Below are 18,895 nucleotides of genomic sequence, written 5' to 3'. Positions count from 1 at the left end.
TTGCTACCGCAGTTTGAGGGTCGAAAGGCCAATCAGGGCCAGGATCACGGCGATAATCCAGAAGCGTATGACGACCTGGCTTTCAGTCCATCCAAGCTTCTCGAAATGATGATGAATCGGTGCCATCAGGAAGACGCGCTTTCCGGTCATCTTGAAATAACCGACCTGAATGATCACCGACAGGATTTCGACTACGAACAGACCGCCAACGATGGCAAGCACGATCTCGTGCTTCGTGGAAACAGCCACGGTGCCGATAAGTCCCCCCAAAGCCAGCGATCCGGTATCGCCCATGAAAATGGCCGCAGGTGGTGCATTGAACCATAGAAAACCAAGTCCCGCGCCGATCACCGAGCCAAGGATGACCGCCAGTTCACCAGTGCCGGGTACAAAATGAATTTGCAGATATTCGGCGAACACCGCATTACCCGACAGATAGGCGATAACCCCGAATGAAGCCGCGGCAATCATGATCGGAACGATAGCCAGCCCATCCAGACCATCGGTCAGATTGACCGCATTGCCCGCGCCCACGACGACAAAAGCTGCGAACGGGATAAAAAACCAACCCAGATTGATGATCCATTGCTTCGCAAACGGAAACGTCAGCGACGATGAGAATGGCTCCTGACCCGCATGCATGATGACCCATGCCGCCACCCCTGCGACCAGAAACTCGAGCGTAAGGCGTGCCCGACCGGAAAAGCCGAGATGCGACTGTTTCGTCACCTTCAGATAATCGTCGTAAAAGCCGATCGCGCCGAACCCGAGTGTCACAAGCAGGACAACCCAGACATAAACACTGGTGAGGTTTGCCCATAACAATGAAGAGCCGATGATACCCGTCAGGATCATCAGCCCACCCATTGTCGGCGTTCCAGCCTTCTTGAAATGTGTTTGCGGTCCATCCGCCCGGATAGGTTGCCCTCTGCCTTGCCTGATGCGCAGCGAATTGATGATCGCCGGTCCGCAGATGAAAACGATCAGCACAGCGGTTATCAAAGCGCCGCCGGTGCGAAACGTAATGTATCTAAAGACATTGAAAACCGTGATCCGGTCAGCAAATTCGACAAGTAGCGTTAGCATGCGGTCTTCGTCCCCCGGACCCGCTAGATCCGTTTTGAATTGTCAGCTTCTATTGGAAATTTCTTGAGCAATGCATTGACGAGCCTGGCAAAGCCGATCCCCTTCGACGACTTCACCATGACCACATCGCCGGGCTGCACGACATCGAGCAGAACGAGTTCTAGCTCCGCCGCCCCGTCACGGTATTCGGTTTTGATATCGCCCGGCAACACGTCGGCCAGCGCCTTCATCTGTGGCCCGCCGAGATACACTGTCGATGTGTTGGTTCCAACGATGATTTCAGCCAGCGCCGCGTGCAGTTTGGCGGAATGATCACCAAGCTCCAGCATATCGCCAAGCACTGCGATGCGCCTTCCCCCGGTTGGAATTGACGTGGTATTCAGTAAATCCATCGCTGCCTTCATCGAGGCAGGATTGGCGTTGTAGCTTTCGTCGATAAGCGTGAATGAGCCTCGCGGGTGGGCCAGCAGGTAGCGTTTGCCCCGTCCTGCTTCAGCCGCAAGATCGGCAAGCGCCAGTGACGCTTTGGCAACATCTGCACCTGCAAGATGCGCTGCTCCCAGAACGGCCAGCGTATTTTGCACCATGTGGCGGCCGGGAACGCCAATGCGCGCGGCAATCTTTTGCCCACCAATCTTTGCGGTGATGATCGAGTGATCGCCATACAACACACAATCAATCAGCCTGTAGGTCGAACGCGCGTTTTCCCCGAACCCGAGTACATGTGCAGCACCCGCCGCACGCGCCATCTTGCTGAGCGCTGCCGCACGCGGATCGTCACGATTGAGAAGTGCTGCCCCATCCGGTTCCAGACCTTCGAATATCTCGGCCTTTGCCCTGGCGATCTCGTCAAGATTGCGGAAATGGCCGAGATGAGCCGCTGCAATCAGTGTGACGATTGCAATATGCGGCCTCACCATTTTCGCCAAAGGGCGGATTTCGTCCGCATGGTTCATGCCGATTTCGAATACGCCATAGTCACAATCAACCGGCATACGCGCCAGAGTGAGCGGCACGCCCCAATGGTTGTTGAACGACTTGTTTGACGCATGCACCTTGCCAATTGAACCCAGGACATGGCGCAACGCCTCTTTGGTCGTGGTTTTACCAGCCGAGCCCGTTACCGCGATGATTTTCGCGTTTGAACGCTCCCGCGCAGCCTGCCCCAGTTGCTCTAGCGCCACCAGCACATCAGGCACGACGATCATTGGCGCGGTCAAACGACCCAGCGCAGGCAGGCGACCTTGCGCGACGACAAGCACCGCTGCCCCGGCCTTGGTCGCTGCCGTCGCGAAATCGTGGCCGTCCATTGCATCGCCCTTGATGGCGAAAAATGCGTCGCCAGGGACGAGGCTTCGGCTATCGATGGAAATGCCGGATACACCCGCAGGCATCTCACCCAACGGGCGTCCGTTCATCGCCGCAACCAGCGCATCACAGGTCCACAAAAGGCTCATGCGACACGCTCCTTGAGTGCGGCGCGAACTTCCCCATGATCGGAAAATGGAAATGTGTCCGTGCCGATCGTCTGGCCTTCTTCATGCCCTTTGCCTGCAACGATCAGCGTGTCGCCGGGATGCAGCATGGCAACAGCCTCGCGAATTGCCTGTCGCCTGTCGCCGATCTCGATGGCACCGGGAGAAGCCGCCAGAATGGCAGCGCGAATTGTCTGTGCAATTTCCGTGCGCGGATTGTCGTCGGTCACGATAGTGACATCGGCCAACCGTGCCGCAATCTCACCCATGATCGCACGCTTGCCCCGGTCACGATCGCCGCCGCAGCCAAACACGACGACAATCCGACCGGTCGTGAACGGACGAACCGAGGTCAGCACATTTTCCAATGCATCCGGTTTGTGAGCATAATCGACATAAACCGGCGCACCCTTATCCGTCGTGCCGACAAGTTCGAGTCGCCCCGGCGCACCTTTGAGTTTTTCCAGCGCATTCAATGCCTTGGCGACAGGCGTCCCCGTGGCGATGGCAAGGCCGGCCGCCACCAGCGCGTTGTAAATCTGGAAATCGCCAGCCAATGGCAAATCGATCTCGTAAAGCGCGCCATCAGCCTCGATCTCGGCGCGTTGACGGTGCCGTTCATGCTCGACGCGTTTCATTTTCAGGAAAGTACCATTGCGGCCAACCGTTAGAACATCAAGACCCGACGCCCGCGCTGCCTCAATGGTCGGTTGCGACCACGCATCATCTGCAAAGATAACAGCCGGCGCCCCTTTTGGAAGCAGCCCATCGAACAGGCGAAGCTTGGCGCGATGATAGTCCTCGACTGTCGGGTGATAATCCATGTGGTCGCGGCCCAGATTGGTAAATCCACCCGCCGCCAATTTCACGCCGTCAAGGCGGCGCTGGTCAAGTCCATGACTGGATGCTTCCATCGCAGCATGGGTAACGCCTGCATCGGCAAGCTCGCGAAGCAATTTATGCAACGCAACCGGGTCAGGTGTTGTAAGCGAGCCATAGTCGTTGCGCCCCGGAGCCACGACACCGGTGGTGCCGATTGAAGCAGCGCCTAATCCTGTCTGCTCCCAAATCTGACGCGTAAATGCTGCAACCGAGGTCTTGCCACTGGTTCCGGTGACCGCAACCATGGTCTGAGGTTGCCCGTCGAAGAAGCGCGCGGCGCTCAGCGCCAGCGCCTGTCGCGCATCATCGACTGCAATTGCGGGAACGGATAGATCGGGCGCGCTATCACCTTTTGAGACAACCACGGCCACGGCACCACGCATTGCCGCTTCGGCAGCATAGGAAACGCCGTTTGCCTTCGACCCCGCGAGTGCGAAAAACAGCATTCCCGATTTGACGTGACGGGAATCTGACGAAATTCCGGAAACCTCTGTGCTGGCCAGAGGCACATCTTCAACAGGCAAGATTCCGGCTAATTCTCTCAGCTTCATAAAAACCCAGTCATCGCGAAAATGCGGCGCACCAACTTCAGCACGCCCGAAGAATCACTCAAAGGATACCAGCTTTGGCGTATTTTCATGGCTGAAATCTGGCTTCACGCCAAGCATCGAAGCGGAACGGCGGATGATATTCGCGACAATCGGAGCGGCATTCATACCAGCAGTCGCGCCCTTGCCCGGCTTTTCCGGCTTCGGTTCATCTATGATCGACAAGACAATGTATTGTGGATCATCCATCGGAAACGAGGCAACGAACGCATTGAACCGCTTGTCATGGGAATAGCGGCCATTGACGACCTTTTCTGCCGTACCTGTTTTGCCCCCGACACGATAGCCGAGAACCCGCGCATTGCGCCCGGACCCTTTTGCCGCGTTCAGGCTGTAAAGATAGCGCATGTCATTACTTGTCTTTTCGCTGATAACCTTCTTGGCCTCAGCCATTGCCTGTTCTTGCGTGCGAGGCAGAAAGGTCGGGTTCATCAGATAGCCGCCATTCATCAACGCCGCGCAACCAACAGCCGTTTGCAAGGGTGTGGTCGATACGCCGTGGCCGAACGCAATCGTGATGGAGTTGATCTTCTTCCACACTTTGGGTTCGACCGGGCGCGCGACTTCAGGCAATTCGGTTTGCATCCGCTCAAGGATGCCCAATCGATGCAAGAACTCACGATGCCCTTCGATCCCCACCACATCCGCCTCCTTGGCCGATCCGATGTTGGAAGAATAGATGAACACTTCCGGCACCGTCAGTACGCGGTGTTTGCCGTGAAAATCGTGAATGGTCTGGCTCCCGATCCTGATCGGGCGCGTCGCGTCGAATGTGCTGTCGAGCGTCACCTTGCCGGAATCCAGCGCCATCGCCGTCGTAAAGCTCTTGAAGGTGGAGCCCATCTCGTAAAGACCCGCTGACATGCGGTTCAAACGGTCCTTGTCTTGTGCATTGTAGGGATTGTTGGGATCAAAGTCGGGGACCGATGACATCGCCACGACCTCACCCGTCTTTATATTGAGAACGACCGCGCCAGCCGCGATCGCATGGAATTTTTCCATCGCGTTCGCAATCTCGTCACGCACGATGTGCTGAACGCGCAGGTCCATCGAAAGCTTCACCGGAGCCAAATCATCGGCCACAGCAAGACCCGTTTGTTGCAAATCGGTCAGACCTTGACTGTCGATATATTTTTCAAGCCCTGAAATGCCCTTGTTGTCGATATTGGTCATGCCGACAATGTAGGCCGCCGTTTCGCCAGCCGGATAAAACCGGCGTTTCTCGGTGCGAAAGCCGATGCCGGGAATGCCAAGTTGCAATATCTCGGCCTGTTGCTTGGGCGTAAGCTGGCGCTGTAGCCACACAAACCCTGCGCCGCTTTTCAGCTTGCGATATGTCTGCTCGTAATCGATTTCCTTGAGCACCGTTGAAAGCTTCTCGATGGCCTCGTCAGCATCAACGATATGGCGCGGTTCGGCATATAGGGAGGCCGTCTTGATGTCGGTCGCAAGGATCTCACCATTGCGATCCACAATATCCGGCCTTGATGCAGTTACGCGGCTGGCCGGTGCGCCAGATCCATCAGGGCTCTGGAAGCCGAGATAGATCAAGCGCCCGCCAATCGTGGCATAGACGCCCAGGAACACAGCCATCGTCATGACAACGCGGGTCTTCGTCTTGCCGCCGGTTGCCTTGCGCGCGGCATCGACGACAATCGACCCATCATCACCAATTGTGCGACGGCGCTTCAGGAAACCGAACCTGCCAATCACTGGATAGCTCCTGTCGTGGTTTGATCTTTGCCATCATTCGCCGTTTGCGCACTATCGGCCGAGGTAATGTCTTCAATCGTCAAGGGGCGCTGCGGCAAGTCTTCGATTGTCGCGAATTGATGCGGACTGACGACATCCAGATTGAGTTGTTCCTGATAGAGACTGGTCAGTTTTTGAAGTCTCGCCGGTTGCGTGAGAAGGCTCCAGTCCGCCTTGAGCAGGTCGATCGTATCTTCTTCAGTACGGATCTTCGCTTGCAGGCTGTGAACCTTGTCGAGTTGAATCTCGGCGTCGCGCTTGATCGTGTAGGTCATGGCGGCAGCCGAGACCATGACCGCGATCAGAACTATATCACTGGTACGAAACACGTGTTTATACCCCGCCTGTCTGACGAATGCCCGGAAGCTTTGGAAGACCGAAAATGGAAAAATCTGCGTCGCGCGCTGGCGCATCGGTGCGCACAGCCACACGTAGACGTGCCGAACGGGCGCGAGGGTTACGTGCCAGTTCAGCCTCTCCTGCCGTAACCCCGGAACCTTTCTTGCGAAACGTCGCCGCGCGCACATGCGCTTCCGGCATATGACGCGAGCCAGCGGCCGCATCGGCACGGTCGGCAATGAAGCGTTTGACGATACGATCTTCCAGCGAATGAAATGTCACGACAGCCAGCCGCCCGCCGGGCTTCAGGATTTGCTCGGCACCGAACAGAGCCTTGGCCAGTTCGCCAAGTTCATCATTGACGTAGATGCGCAACGCCTGAAAAACTCGCGTCGCAGGATGTATCTTGTCCTTGGGCGCGCGCCCCACATGCGTTTCGATGGCATCCGCAAGCTCAAGCGTGCGCTCAAAAGGATGTTTTCGCGGCGCGCTTCGATCATGCGCGCGATACGCCCGGCATGGCGTTCCTCACCAAGAAAACCGAAGATACGCGCAAGATCGCCCGCCTTGTAGCTGTTGACGACATCGGCGGCACTGACGCCGGTCTGCGCCATGCGCATATCAAGCGGTCCATCAGTGCGAAACGAAAAACCACGCCCGGCCTGATCTAGCTGCATCGAGGACACGCCGATATCAAGCACCACACCGTCGGCATCCGCCGCATGGTCGCTTATCGTCGAGAATGGCGCCTGGACCAATGTCAGCCGCCCTTCGGCCTGCTGCTCCAGCGACCTGCCGGCAGCAATCGCGTCCGGGTCGCGGTCGATCGCCACCACCTTTGCGCCAGTTGCCAGAATGGCCTCGGTGTAGCCACCCGCGCCGAAAGTGCCATCAATGATGAGATCGCCCGGCTTCGAAGCAACAGCTTCCAGAACTTCGGCGAGAAGCACCGGAATGTGACGGGCCGGTCCGCCAACGGCGTGGAGGTCATCGCCGTGGCCTGTCATCATTCCGGTTGCTCCCCAGGCTTCGTCCCCTGCCGAAGCTGCAACAATCGGGCGCGCGCCTGCGCCCCGTAAGCCGCCAACTTGCCCGGTTCCCACATCTGAAAAAAATTTCCGCGCCCCACAAAAGCGACTTCCGCCTCGATGCCGGTATGCTCGCGGATGAAATCCGTGACCGGAATGCGTCCGTCCTGATCGAGTTTCAGAAACGCGCCGTCGCCATGACAGAAGAACGACATGTCGTCGGCTGCCTGCAGGAAGGGGTCTTCTTGTGCAATGCGCTGCTCGTAGCGATCGAGCAAGTCCAACCCGCCAACATCCATCGCCGGAACATCGAGGCAACGCAGCGCGTAGAGTTCCGAATAGCCCCGCTTCTGCACGACAGTGCGAAAGTGCGCCGGAACCGAAACCCGCCCCTTGGCATCGATCCTGTTCACAGAACTTGACAGAAAACGGTCCATGCAACGTTACAGCCGCTTGCGCCGCCGCACCCCTTTCCATCATTTCGTTCGCGCCACCGCAGCGCGACCCTGGCCGACCCAGCCTTCGCTGGTGAACGCAAAAACGCTCATACGCGCGCCTGCCACGGCTGCCCGTCTGGCGCACACTTCACGCTGACACAAAACGAAGGCTTGATAATGCGAATGGGATAACATGGGGAACCATGGGCGTCAACGGGAACAGGCATCACAAATCCACGTATTGCAACCACAGGAAGCATGTTGCGGCATCCGTCCTTTATCGAACATTAAGCCTAACGAACCGTTTAGATCGGTTGGCGCAATGCGTCTCACTTGCAGCGCATCGTTGGCAGGGATAGCGTCCGCCACACATCATCCATGAACGTAGAAAGTTGACCGCCCAGATGTCCGACACTGCGAAATCGCGCGCCGCTTCACTCTCTCATTTGCGCAGCCACAAATATGCGAAAGGCGATCCTATTCCCCTGCCCCTGACGATGGCGGCGATTTTTCACGCTCCCGGCGATGCCACAGGCTTTCACCAGTATGGCCGCTTCAGCAATCCGACATGGGATGCGGTAGAAGAAATGCTCGCCCATATGGAAGACGCGCCATGCGTAGGCTTTCCCTCGGGCATGGGTGCTATTTCTGCGGTTTTCTTTGCGCTTCTCAAGGCAGGCGACCGCATTTTGATCGCCAGTGATGGCTATCCCACGACACGCGCCATTGGCGAGCGTTTCCTCAAAAACTTCGGCGTCGAATTCGACACGCGCCCGACGGCTTCATTTCTGGATGGAGACTTCGCCGGCTACAAGCTGGCATTCATGGAAACGCCGTCAAATCCCGGTTTGGACATTTGCGACATTGCTGCCGTCGCCAAAGCGGCCCACACGGCAGGCGCGCTTCTGGTCGTCGACAACACCACCATGACGCCGTTTGGCCAGCGGCCACTCGACCTTGGCGCAGACATTGTTGTGGCAGCCGACACCAAAGCGCCAAATGGACATTCGGATGTACTTTTCGGCCATGTCGCAAGCCGCAACGCCGATATCATCGCTTCGGTGCAGGACTGGCGCAAGACATGCGGTGTCATCCCCGGTCCGTTTGAGGCATGGCTTGTTCACCGCGGTCTGGAAACGCTTGACGTGCGTTTTGAGCGCATGTGCAACACAGCCGAATTCATCGCACCACGTCTCAAGGCGCACGCCAAGGTAAAATCCGTGCGATTTCCCGGCCTCGATGGTGACCCGTCACACAATCTGGCACGGGTTCAGATGAACCGCTTTGGCTTCCTCATCAGCTTCGTCCTGCCCTCGGAAGATGCCGCAGAAGATTTCATCAATGGCTGCGAATTGATGGAGTCGGCCACATCGTTCGGCGGCGTCCACACATCAGCCGAACGGCGCACGCGCCGCGGCGACGCCGTGCCACCCGGCTTTGTGCGCATGTCGATTGGTTGCGAACCGGCAGAGGAACTGTGGGCGGCAATAGAAGCTTCACTTGACCGAATATAATCCTGACAAACATCGGCGACCCACGACAATATTTGGGTCGCGATCAGTTCTGGATGATTCAGTTTGTCCGTTCACGCATCCAGGATGCTGAACGGAAACGATAAAATGCCAGCCAGCCTGTAAGCCGGGTTCTGTATGGCCCTCACGCCTTGCGGCGCGAGAACGTGGCGGCCATTCATCTTGGACACATGTTGCCATGCATCTCACGCAACCTACCCGAACGGTGAGCCGGAAACAGCCCCCGAGAGTTGCCCCTCGCACCGCCCCTATTCGGTTTTGCTCCCGGTGGGGTTTACCATGCCGCTTCCGTTGCCGGTCGCGCGGTGGGCTCTTACCCCACCCTTTCACCCTTACCACGGACAAGCCGTGGCGGTTTCCTTTCTGTGGCACTTTCCCTGGGGTCGCCCCCGCCGGCCGTTAGCCGGCACCGTGTTTCCATGGAGCCCGGACTTTCCTCACTCACAGCCTTTCAGCTTTATGAGTGCGGCCGCCCGGCCAGCTGGCATGCGGTATAAAGAATGTCGAGCCCCAAAAGGCAAACGAAAAGATGAAACGGGCTCGCCTTTCGCAAAATCCAGCAACGCCTTGGGGAAGGATTATGCCGGCGAACCAAGTGCTGCCAACTGAACCTTGACCTTGCTGCAATAAGCGGAAGAAACCGGGTTCATGCGCTTGGCGGCATGGCCCGCATTGTATTTCAAAATGGTCCCGCAGGTCGTGCCACCACCAAGATCGCGCGCCATTGCAAGATACTTCATGCCATATTTGATGTTGGTTTCAGGGCTGTAAAGGCCTTTCGTCGAGCCGCTATAACCCATCATGCGCGCTGTCGATGGCTTGATCTGCATCAGGCCGATCTCTCCAGCACTGCCACGCGCCTTTGGCCGATAGTTGCTTTCGATCTTGATGACAGCATGGGCAAGCGAGACCGGAACGCCATAGCTTGCCGCATAGCGGGCGATAATTTTCGAATACCGACGATCCTTGCCAGCACCTTTCGACGAAATTGACGCTGTCTTGGTCTGGTCGATTTTCGGCTTGGTGCTCTTTTTCAACTTGGCCGTTTTGGTGTTCTTTTTCGACTTGGCAGTCTTGCTCTTTGCCGGATCAGTTTTCTTTGCTTTCGCGACTGCCTTCGGGGCAACGCTTTGCCCCCGATCCATACGCGGGCTCAACGGCGTGCTTCTTGCGGTGACCGGTTTGGAACCTTTCTCCGCGTCGGGCGTTTTATCCACCACCTTCAAGGTCGCATCCAGATCGTGATCCATGCGCGGGCTGAGCGAGGCGCTATGTGCTGTACTAACAGCAATACTCATTACACCGGCAGCGAAAGCTGCCGCTAAAGCGGACAATTTAGACATGTGAACCTGTTCTATTTGGGCCGCACGAAATATATCACGCGGAAAAGCTTCATCTAGGCTGGAATATCTTCAAAGAGAGCACCAAGGCCTGCACAGGCGGGGCTTTGAACGGTGAATTTGTGTCAATAATGACCACGCAAGTCACTTTGAATGACGTCTTGAAATCTGACGACAGGGAAATCTGAATTAAACAACACTTGTCGAAATGGAATCCACCAGTCTCGAAAGCGTCCGCAAAGTCGATCCATCGGCAACGCCATCGACTTTTCGTGGTCGAAAATGTCGCTGGAAGGCTTCCACCACAATCTCGGTCTGATGGTCAAACGTACCCGTGATATCAACACCATAGCCATAAAGTGCCAGCATCGTTTGAAGGTTTTCGACCGACGCTCCAGCATCGCCTGCCCGCAAAACCGCGCCGCTGCGAACCGGCGCCGCTGTTACAAGGTGGCCGACACCTGCCTCGAACAATGATTTCCAGGGAAATTTCTCACCCGGATCAACCTTGCGGCCAGGTGCCACATCGGAATGCGCCAATACCCGCTCATTGGAGATCGAGTGGCGAGCGATGATACCTCGACACAATCCGATAACGGCATCAATCTGGCGTTTGGGAAAGGCTGGGTAGCCAAGCGTATGGCCGGGATTGACGATCTCGATACCCACCGAGCAGGAATTGATGTCACGCACGCCCCGCCACGAACTCTTGCCAGCGTGCCATGCCCGATCATTTTCGCGCACCATCTGGACGATCCGGCCATCTTCATGCACCAGATAATGCGATGAAACCTCGCTTGCCGGATTGCAAAGCCACGCTTCGGCCGCCTCGCCACTTGGCATTCCGGTATAATGAAGGATGATCATGTCTGGCCGCAGCATTCCCACCGGCGCGCCAAAATTCGGTGAAGTCCTGACTTCCGCACTGGCCTCGTCAGGCAAAAAACCGCTCATGCAGGCCTCAGGCCCCGCTCAATCATTTCATAGGCGGCATTGATTGCCGCAAGCCGTGTTGTCGCAATCTTGATGAACTCCTGCGGCAGTCCGCGCGCAATCAACTTGTCTGGATGGTTCTCGGCAACCAGCTTGCGATATTGCTTCTTTATCTCGGCCAGCGGTTGCCCACGTTCAATTCCCAAAACCACATACGGATCGGCAGCGCCCAGTTTGACGTGGCGCGCCAGAATGGTCAGATAGTGCTGTTCATCGATCTCGAAAATCTCGGCGATGCGATTGAGGAACCGGCCTTCGCCCTCATGTAAAACCCCGTCGGCGGTCGCGATGTAAAACAGGCCGTCGAGAATATCCTCGAGCATCATGCAGTTCCTGGCGCCACTGCCACACAGGTTCGCCATCTGCTCGGCATAGATTTCAAACCCGGCGACATCACGCTTCGCCAGATCATAAAGCCGCGCGACATTGCGCGCCTCTTCCCTTGGCACTTCAAAAATGGACTGGAAGGCGCGAATTTCGTCTTGCGTTACAACGCCGTCGGCTTTGGCCATCTTCGCCGACAGCGCAATCATCGCTACCGAGAAGGCAACGCGGCGGCGCAACTCCGCATCGCCGGAAAAAACGGTGCGCACGGCTTCAACCACCTCAACAATGCCCGAAGACGCTGAGGATGAAACGCGCGCCAGAAAGTCGCTCATGCGAAACCAAATCGACATGCGGCTTCTTAAAGCGAACACTCTGTTACGATCAAGACGTGAAGTGCATATCCCCCGACACGAGCAGGAAATACGGGCAGAAAAAGAAAGGGCCGGTTTCCCGACCCTTCCCTCATCGTCAAATCGCCTGCTGACTTATTCGCAGGTTGACTTAATCGCGGGTTACTGGACCGGCACGGCAGGCGCAGGCTGCGCAGGTGCCATGGCTCCATCTCCGCTATCTTGTGTTGTACCGTCATCTGGTACGGGCACGATGCCCTGCGTCGTCGAATTATCCGTAGCAGGTGGCACCGTGTCGTCCGACGGCGCCATCGCATCGGGCGCAACCGGTTGCTCGGCTGCGGGCGGGTTGGTGCTCTGCGTGGTCGTGTTGTCTGCGCCATTGTCGCTACATGCTGCCACGCCGAGCAGCGCGAGAGCCGACACCGAAGCCAGAATGAACTTTTTCATGACATTTCTCCATCGTTACAACGCCTCCACCAGACGCTGGTTGAATGATAAATGTGCTCAACGAAAGATCGTTTCGTAACATTGCGTTTCCCGATGTAACAACGCATCCGGGTTCTGGAGCATTGTCGCTTCATATTTTGCAGCCTATCAGAGCGATGAACTGCGTCGGAGAATGGCTTGATGAGCACGGCTTGGGACTTCTGGATCGACCGCGGCGGCACCTTCACCGATGTCGTTGGAGTTGCGCCGGACGGCGGCTTGCATCCGATGAAATTGTTATCGGAAAACCCGGACGCTCAAGGCGATGTCGCCATTGCCGGCATTCGCACATTGCTTGGAGTAGCGCCGCAAGCAGCGATCCCCCAAGGGCTTGTTCGCACTATCAAGATGGGCACGACCGTCGCCACCAACGCGCTTCTGGAACGCAAGGGCGACCGCGTCCTCTTGCTTATTACCAAAGGCTTTCGCGATGCCTTGAAAATTGCCTATCAGGCACGGCCCGACATTTTCGCCAAGGAAATCTTCCTGCCTGAACAGCTCTATGAACGGGTCATTGAGGTCGATGAACGCGTGCTGGCCGATGGCTGCGTGGAAAGCTTGCTCGACATTGCCGCAATAAAACCGGAGATCGAAAAGGCAAAGGCCGATGGTATCGACGCTGTGGCAATCGTTTTCATGCATGCATGGAAATTTCCCGAACACGAACAGGCGCTGGCAAAAGTTTGCCGCCAACTTGGTTTCGGCCAGGTTTCTGTCAGCCATGAGGTTTCGCCGCTGATCAAGCTGATCGGTCGAGGCGATACAACCGTTGTGGATGCGTATCTTTCGCCAATCCTGTCGCGCTACGTAAAACGGGTGGCCGATGAATTGGGGATTGAAGCCCAGGGCAACAAGACTGGAAGCTCTCAGCCGGAATTGATGTTCATGATGTCGTCCGGCGGGCTGACGGCCGCGACCATGTTCCAAGGCAAGGACGCCTTGCTGTCTGGCCCGGCAGGCGGCGTTGTCGGCATGGTCGAAACCGCAAAACTCGCCGGTTTCGACAAGGTCATCGGCTTCGATATGGGCGGCACATCGACGGATGTGACGCACTATGACGGCGAATATGAACGCACCTTCGACACAACGGTCGCCGGTGTGCGCATCCGCGCACCAATGATGCATATTCATACCGTTGCTGCTGGCGGCGGTTCGATCCTGCATTATGAAGCCGGTCGCTTCCGCGCCGGCCCGGACTCCGCAGGTGCCAATCCCGGCCCCGCTTGTTACCGTCGCGGTGGTCCGCTGGCCGTTACCGACGCCAATGTCATCCTCGGAAAACTCCAGCCGGACCTGTTCCCGGCCATTTTCGGACCCGACCAGAACCAGACGCTCGACATTGAGATCGTGCGTGAGAATTTTACGGAACTGGCCCGCAAAGTGGGGGATGGCCGCACCCCTGAGCAGGCCGCAGAAGGGTTCATCACCGTTGCCGTCGAAAACATGGCCAACGCCATCAAGAAGATCTCGGTGCAACGTGGCTACGACGTTACCGAATATCTCCTCAATTGCTTTGGCGGTGCCGGAGGCCAACACGCCTGCCTCGTGGCGGATGCGCTTGGCATGGAAGCAGTGCTTATCCATCCATTGTCCGGCTTGCTGTCCGCCTATGGCATCGGTCTTTCTTCCGTGTTTGCCGCGCGCCAGCAAGCCTTGTTGGAACCGCTGTCCGACGAGGCGATGCCTCTCATTTCCACGGAGATCGAAGCCTTGCGCGTGGCTGTTTTCGAGGAACTGACGGCACAAGGGATATCCGAAGACGCAATCGCCGCCAGACCAATCCTTCACATTCGCTATGACGGCACCGACACGACACTACAGGTGCCTTTCACGCATGGTTCAATTGCCCAAGCGAGATCGGAGTTTGAGGCGGCTCACAAAGCACAGTTCGGCTTTGTCTACCCTGATAAACCCATGATCGTGGAAGCAGTCGCCGTCGAGGGGATGGACACGGCAGGCAAAACCAGCAGTGAGCCTGATTCAAAAACAGAGGATTGCGCCGCAACTACAAGCAAAACAAGGCCGATTTTCACTGACGGAGCCTGGCGAGATGCCGGTGTTTTTCGCAGAGACGAGCTGAAACCCGGGCATAAAATCACCGGCCCAGCCCTGATTATCGAGCCAAACCAGACGATTGTCATCGAATTGGGCTGGCAGGCTGAGATCACAGCGAAAAACCATGTTTTGCTGCGCCGCATCGAGAAGAAGCAACGCGCGGCAGCCCTTGGCACCGAAGCCGATCCGGTGATGCTGGAGGTGTTCAACAATTTGTTCATGTCGATCGCCGAACAGATGGGTGTCACGCTGCAAAACACCGCCTATTCGGTCAACATCAAGGAACGACTGGATTTTTCCTGTGCCGTCTTCGACCGCAGCGGTGCGCTGGTCGCCAATGCGCCACACATGCCGGTGCATTTGGGTTCGATGGACAGGTCGGTTGAAACAATCATCCGCCTGAATGCGGGAAACATTCATCCCGGCGACGTTTTCGCACTGAATGCGCCCTATAATGGCGGCACTCATCTACCCGATATTACTGTTGTAACGCCGGTTTTCGACGAAGCCGACAAGGAGATTCTGTTTTGGACGGCAGCGCGCGGGCATCACGCCGACGTTGGCGGCACCGCGCCAGGTTCAATGACGCCACTTGCCACCACCGTCGATGAAGAAGGTATTTTGTTCGACAATTTCCAACTCGTTGAACGCGGCAAATTCCGGGAAAAGCAATTGCACGCATTGCTGAGCGACCACGCCTACCCTGCGCGCAATCCGCATCAGAATATCGCCGACCTCAAAGCGCAAATTGCCGCCAATGAAAAAGGCGTGGCGGAACTCAAGAAGATGGTCGCCCATTTCGGCCTTGAGGTCGTTGAGGCCTATATGGGCCACGTTCAAGACAACGCGGCAGAAAGCGTGCGGCGTGTTCTGGAGCGCCTGCCTGACAGTTCGGAATATGAATATCCGACAGACACAGGCCAAGTGATAAAGGTAAAAATCACCGTCAACCGGCAAAAGCGCGAGGCAACCGTCGATTTCACTGGCACGTCACCCGTCATGAAAAACAATTTCAATGCGCCAGAACCCGTCGCACGCGCAGCCGTGCTTTATGCCTTCCGGGTGATGGTTGAAGATAATATTCCCATGAATGCCGGTTGCCTGCGCCCGATCAATATTGTCATCCCCGATGGCTCGATGTTGAAGCCGACCTACCCTGCCGCAGTCGTCGCTGGAAATGTCGAGACGTCCCAACATGTGACCAACGCGCTTTTCGGTGCAATGGGTGCGTTGGCCAACGCACAGGGCACGATGAACAACCTGACCTTCGGCAATGCCAAATACCAATATTATGAAACGATCTGTTCGGGCTCGCCTGCCGGGCAGATGAATGATGGGCACGGCTTTGCCGGAACATCAGGCGTCCATACGCACATGACCAATTCGCGCCTCACCGACCCCGAAATTCTGGAACTTCGTTTCCCGGTTCTTCTGGAAGATTTCCACATTCGCGAAGATTCCGGCGGCAAAGGTGCATGGAATGGAGGTGACGGCACCAAACGCACCATCCGTTTCCTTGAAAAACTGGAATGCGCAATCTTGTCGTCGCACCGTAACCGGGCGCCTGAAGGGCTCGATGGCGGCGGTGCCGGGGAAGCGGGTTCCACCAAGGTTCGACGAAATGACGGCAGTCTCGAAACACTCAAAGCCTGTGATCAGACCGTTCTGGAGGCAGGTGAGGCAATCATTCTCACAACGCCGACGCCGGGAGGATATGGCAAAAAGTGACACTTATCGCGGTTGGCGAAGTGCATTCACCAGCATCAACAACATTGCCTGCGGCCTGTAACCAAGCCGCGAAGGTGTCAGGCCAAGGCGAACGACCACCAGACGCTCGGAAGGTACGATAGGGACCGACTGGCCATCGTGACCTTCCAGCCAATATGTATCGGCAGGCAATCCGGCTGCAACGCCCGCGCCGGGCCTCTGCTCGTCGCCTGGCCCTTCAAGCCACAATTGCCCCTTTCCGTAGATGCCTTTCGATGCAGGTGCCTTCTCGTGCATCCATGCCACGAAAGAGGTGGGCAACACCACCTTCCCGTCCCACATGCCATCCTGCAACAGGAATTGGCCAAAGCGCGCCCAGTCGTGTGCGCTCGCATAGAGATAGGATGAACCGGCAAAGGTGCCGCTTTCATCCGTCTCCAGGACGGCACTTTTCATGCCGAGCGGATCGAACAGCACTGAGCGCGGCCACTCCAGTGCCTGTTTCGGATTGCCAACCGCATCCTGCCAAAGCCGCGATAGCAACACCGCTGTACCGCTTGAATAGGAAAAGACCTTGCCAACGGCTCCGGCAAGCGGCTTGGCGCTGGCAAAGCCCGCCATATCCGGTTCCAGAAAGAGCATGCGCGTCACATCGGTGACGTCACCATAGTCCTCGTTGAATTCCAGCCCGCTCGACATCGCCATCAGGTCCGAAATGCTGATCGCGGCGCGACCATCGTCCGCCCATTGTTCCTCAAGGTTTTGCCTGTTCAGTGCAATCTTGCCATCCCTGACCAGCGTGCCGAGAATTGCCGCATTGACGGTCTTGGTCATCGACCAGCCGAGCAGCGGCGTCTTTTCGGAAAAGCCGTCGCCGTAACGCTCGCCGACAATGCGCCCATCCTTGACCACGACGACGGCACGCATCCCCTTGCCCGTCAACACGACATCGTCGAGAATTTTTTCAACATCGGGATGCTGTGAGGCTGCAACACCTTCGCCTGCGGGCCACAAAGCGTCAGTTTCCGGCGCGGGGTGCAATTGCGGTCCGGTAATTGCCTTGGCGGCATCAACCTTGCCGTCAGGTACATTGGTGCAGCCAAGACCATCGCGGTAAACCGCAACGCTTTTGCCCAAAATGCCGAACAATCCGGCCGATACGGTGCCTGCCCCTCTGTCGACGGAAACCGACATAAGCTTCAATAGCGGGTGGCCCGGTGCCTGCACATCAAGCGCCAGCACGTCATTGGCATCGCGCCCAGCCAAAAACACGTTTGAACAGACGATCTTGGCCGAATAGCCGGAACCGACGCGGATCAGGTCTGGCGGCGCGAAAAAAGCCACGCAAACACACCGACCACTGCAATTATCAGCATCATGAGCAGCCATTTCACGATTCTCAGGATGATTCCCATTGTCTGCCTCGAACACACGCCAGGGTCGTGACCCTAAATATTTGGAGCTATTGTTTTCGCATATTTTACGCTCTGTCGAGCCCATCAACCGAATATCAACCATGTTGAACCATGACGTTGACAGGTATGGTGATAGTGGGGAGCGGCCTGCCCTGCGCAAAAAAACCCTCAATTGGCCTGCTGAAACCGTCCTGGAGATACGATGCGCCGATTTGCGTTGCTTATTGCACTTACGCTGCTCAGTGCGTGCTCGACCATTGATGACCTCGCCCCGGTAATGTCCCCGGCGACATCAGAAGCGTCAAGAGCCAACAGCCACGCTCCCAGATTCAAGGACAGCGACCCCCACCAATGGGAAAAAAGCGCCCCTGGCACTATGCCGTGCACGGCACCGATGTGTCGAAATATCAGACCTCGGTCGATTGGCACAAGGTTAAGGCAAGCGGCATTTCGTTTGCTTTCATCAAGGCCACTGAAGGCGGCGACCGGGTCGACGACTATTTTTCCGAACATTGGCACCGCGCCAAGGCAGCAGGCATTCCCCGTGCAGCCTATCATTTCTATTATTTCTGCCGCCCCGCCGCCGAACAGGCTCGCTGGTTTATCGAAAATGTGCCCAATGACCGCTCAGCCATGCCCCCCGTCCTCGACATGGAATGGAATCCTCTGTCACCGACCTGCAAACTGCGGCCAGACGCGGCAACGGTACGCAAGGAAATGTCCATTTTCCTGGCAATCGTCGAAAAGCATTTTGGCAAGAAACCGATCATTTACACCTCGATCGACTTCTTCGACGACAATAACCTGTCCACCTTCCGCGGCTATCCCTACTGGCTTCGCTCGGTAGCCGACCACCCCACACAACGCTATGGAAGCCATCCGTTCACCTTCTGGCAATATACGGGAACCGGCGTCGTGCCGGGAATAAGGGGCGACGCCGACATCAATGTTTTCAACGGCAGCGCCTCAAGCTGGAAAAGCTGGCTGAAACGAAACACCCGTTGACAACACCTGTGCAGGATGCCGAATAATGTTTTCAACGCTGTATCGGCATACGCTGTTTCAAACCGTAAGGGCATT

12 protein-coding genes, 1 other RNA gene and 3 pseudogenes are annotated in these 18,895 nt (G+C 56.8%); 3 read left to right on the top strand and 13 right to left on the bottom strand.

Annotated features, from left to right (window positions below):
* Nucleotides 1-3 precede the first annotated feature (3 nt).
* From mraY to mraZ, 7 genes and pseudogenes are all read right to left on the bottom strand, one after another.
* Complete coding sequence (gene mraY, locus AC0L7S_RS13935; RefSeq protein ID WP_473471597.1) at nucleotides 4-1,086, bottom strand: phospho-N-acetylmuramoyl-pentapeptide-transferase; 1,083 nt, start codon at nucleotides 1,084-1,086, stop codon at nucleotides 4-6.
* Nucleotides 1,087-1,109: 23 nt separating this feature from the next.
* On the bottom strand, nucleotides 1,110-2,543 hold the full coding sequence (locus AC0L7S_RS13930; protein WP_473471596.1) for a UDP-N-acetylmuramoylalanyl-D-glutamyl-2,6-diaminopimelate--D-alanyl-D-alanine ligase: 1,434 nt from the start codon (nucleotides 2,541-2,543) through the stop codon (nucleotides 1,110-1,112).
* Nucleotides 2,540-3,994, bottom strand: coding sequence for a UDP-N-acetylmuramoyl-L-alanyl-D-glutamate--2,6-diaminopimelate ligase (locus AC0L7S_RS13925; RefSeq protein ID WP_473471595.1), 1,455 nt, complete (start codon nucleotides 3,992-3,994; stop codon nucleotides 2,540-2,542). Before AC0L7S_RS13925 ends, AC0L7S_RS13930 begins: the two co-directional genes overlap by 4 nt.
* A 54-nt stretch (nucleotides 3,995-4,048) precedes the next feature.
* Nucleotides 4,049-5,764 (bottom strand): peptidoglycan D,D-transpeptidase FtsI family protein, encoded by a 1,716-nt coding sequence (locus AC0L7S_RS13920; protein ID WP_473471594.1) that lies wholly within the window; start codon nucleotides 5,762-5,764, stop codon nucleotides 4,049-4,051.
* The gene (gene ftsL, locus AC0L7S_RS13915) at nucleotides 5,761-6,132 is read right to left on the bottom strand and encodes a cell division protein FtsL (protein ID WP_473471593.1); all 372 of its coding nucleotides are present in this window, start codon (nucleotides 6,130-6,132) and stop codon (nucleotides 5,761-5,763) included. The genes AC0L7S_RS13920 and ftsL overlap by 4 nt, the downstream gene beginning before the upstream one ends.
* A 4-nt stretch (nucleotides 6,133-6,136) precedes the next feature.
* Nucleotides 6,137-7,152, bottom strand: a pseudogene (rsmH, locus tag AC0L7S_RS13910) (16S rRNA (cytosine(1402)-N(4))-methyltransferase RsmH).
* Complete coding sequence (mraZ, locus tag AC0L7S_RS13905) at nucleotides 7,149-7,607, bottom strand: division/cell wall cluster transcriptional repressor MraZ (protein WP_473471592.1); 459 nt, start codon at nucleotides 7,605-7,607, stop codon at nucleotides 7,149-7,151. Before mraZ ends, rsmH begins: the two are co-directional and overlap by 4 nt.
* Nucleotides 7,608-8,011: 404 nt before the next feature.
* Here mraZ and AC0L7S_RS13900 point away from each other — a divergent pair, with 404 nt between their 5' ends.
* Nucleotides 8,012-9,121 (top strand): cystathionine gamma-lyase, encoded by a 1,110-nt coding sequence (locus AC0L7S_RS13900; protein WP_473471591.1) that lies wholly within the window; start codon nucleotides 8,012-8,014, stop codon nucleotides 9,119-9,121.
* A 104-nt stretch (nucleotides 9,122-9,225) separates the two neighbouring features.
* Here AC0L7S_RS13900 and rnpB read toward each other — a convergent pair.
* The 5 genes from rnpB to AC0L7S_RS13875 form a co-directional block, all read right to left on the bottom strand.
* An RNA gene (rnpB, locus tag AC0L7S_RS13895) (RNase P RNA component class A) lies at nucleotides 9,226-9,624 on the bottom strand.
* Nucleotides 9,625-9,717: 93 nt separating this feature from the next.
* Nucleotides 9,718-10,482: a lytic transglycosylase domain-containing protein gene (locus AC0L7S_RS13890; RefSeq protein WP_473471590.1), complete on the bottom strand. Its 765-nt coding sequence runs from the start codon at nucleotides 10,480-10,482 to the stop codon at nucleotides 9,718-9,720.
* Nucleotides 10,483-10,668: 186 nt separating this feature from the next.
* Entirely contained in the window at nucleotides 10,669-11,433 is a 765-nt protein-coding gene (locus AC0L7S_RS13885) for an N-acetylmuramoyl-L-alanine amidase (RefSeq protein ID WP_473471589.1), read from the bottom strand.
* On the bottom strand, nucleotides 11,430-12,149 hold the full coding sequence (locus AC0L7S_RS13880) for a TerB family tellurite resistance protein (RefSeq protein WP_473471588.1): 720 nt from the start codon (nucleotides 12,147-12,149) through the stop codon (nucleotides 11,430-11,432). Before AC0L7S_RS13880 ends, AC0L7S_RS13885 begins: the two co-directional genes overlap by 4 nt.
* Nucleotides 12,150-12,311: 162 nt before the next feature.
* Nucleotides 12,312-12,599: a hypothetical protein gene (locus AC0L7S_RS13875; RefSeq protein WP_473471587.1), complete on the bottom strand. Its 288-nt coding sequence runs from the start codon at nucleotides 12,597-12,599 to the stop codon at nucleotides 12,312-12,314.
* A 180-nt stretch (nucleotides 12,600-12,779) separates the two neighbouring features.
* Between AC0L7S_RS13875 and AC0L7S_RS13870 the strand changes: the two genes are divergently transcribed.
* Nucleotides 12,780-16,421, top strand: a complete 3,642-nt coding sequence (locus tag AC0L7S_RS13870; RefSeq protein WP_473471586.1) for a hydantoinase B/oxoprolinase family protein — start codon at nucleotides 12,780-12,782, stop codon at nucleotides 16,419-16,421.
* A gap of 3 nt (nucleotides 16,422-16,424) precedes the next feature.
* Here AC0L7S_RS13870 and AC0L7S_RS13865 read toward each other — a convergent pair.
* Nucleotides 16,425-17,815, bottom strand: a pseudogene (locus AC0L7S_RS13865) (serine hydrolase domain-containing protein).
* 202 nt (nucleotides 17,816-18,017) lie between these two features.
* Between AC0L7S_RS13865 and AC0L7S_RS13860 the strand changes: the two are divergent.
* A pseudogene (locus AC0L7S_RS13860) lies at nucleotides 18,018-18,820 on the top strand (glycoside hydrolase family 25 protein).
* Nucleotides 18,821-18,895: the final 75 nt, after the last annotated feature.

The sequence above is a fragment of the Mesorhizobium sp. G2-6-1 genome (assembly GCF_055809095.1).
The sequence above is the reverse complement of the archived record's forward strand: the minus strand, read 5'-3'. Positions and strand labels throughout refer to the sequence as shown.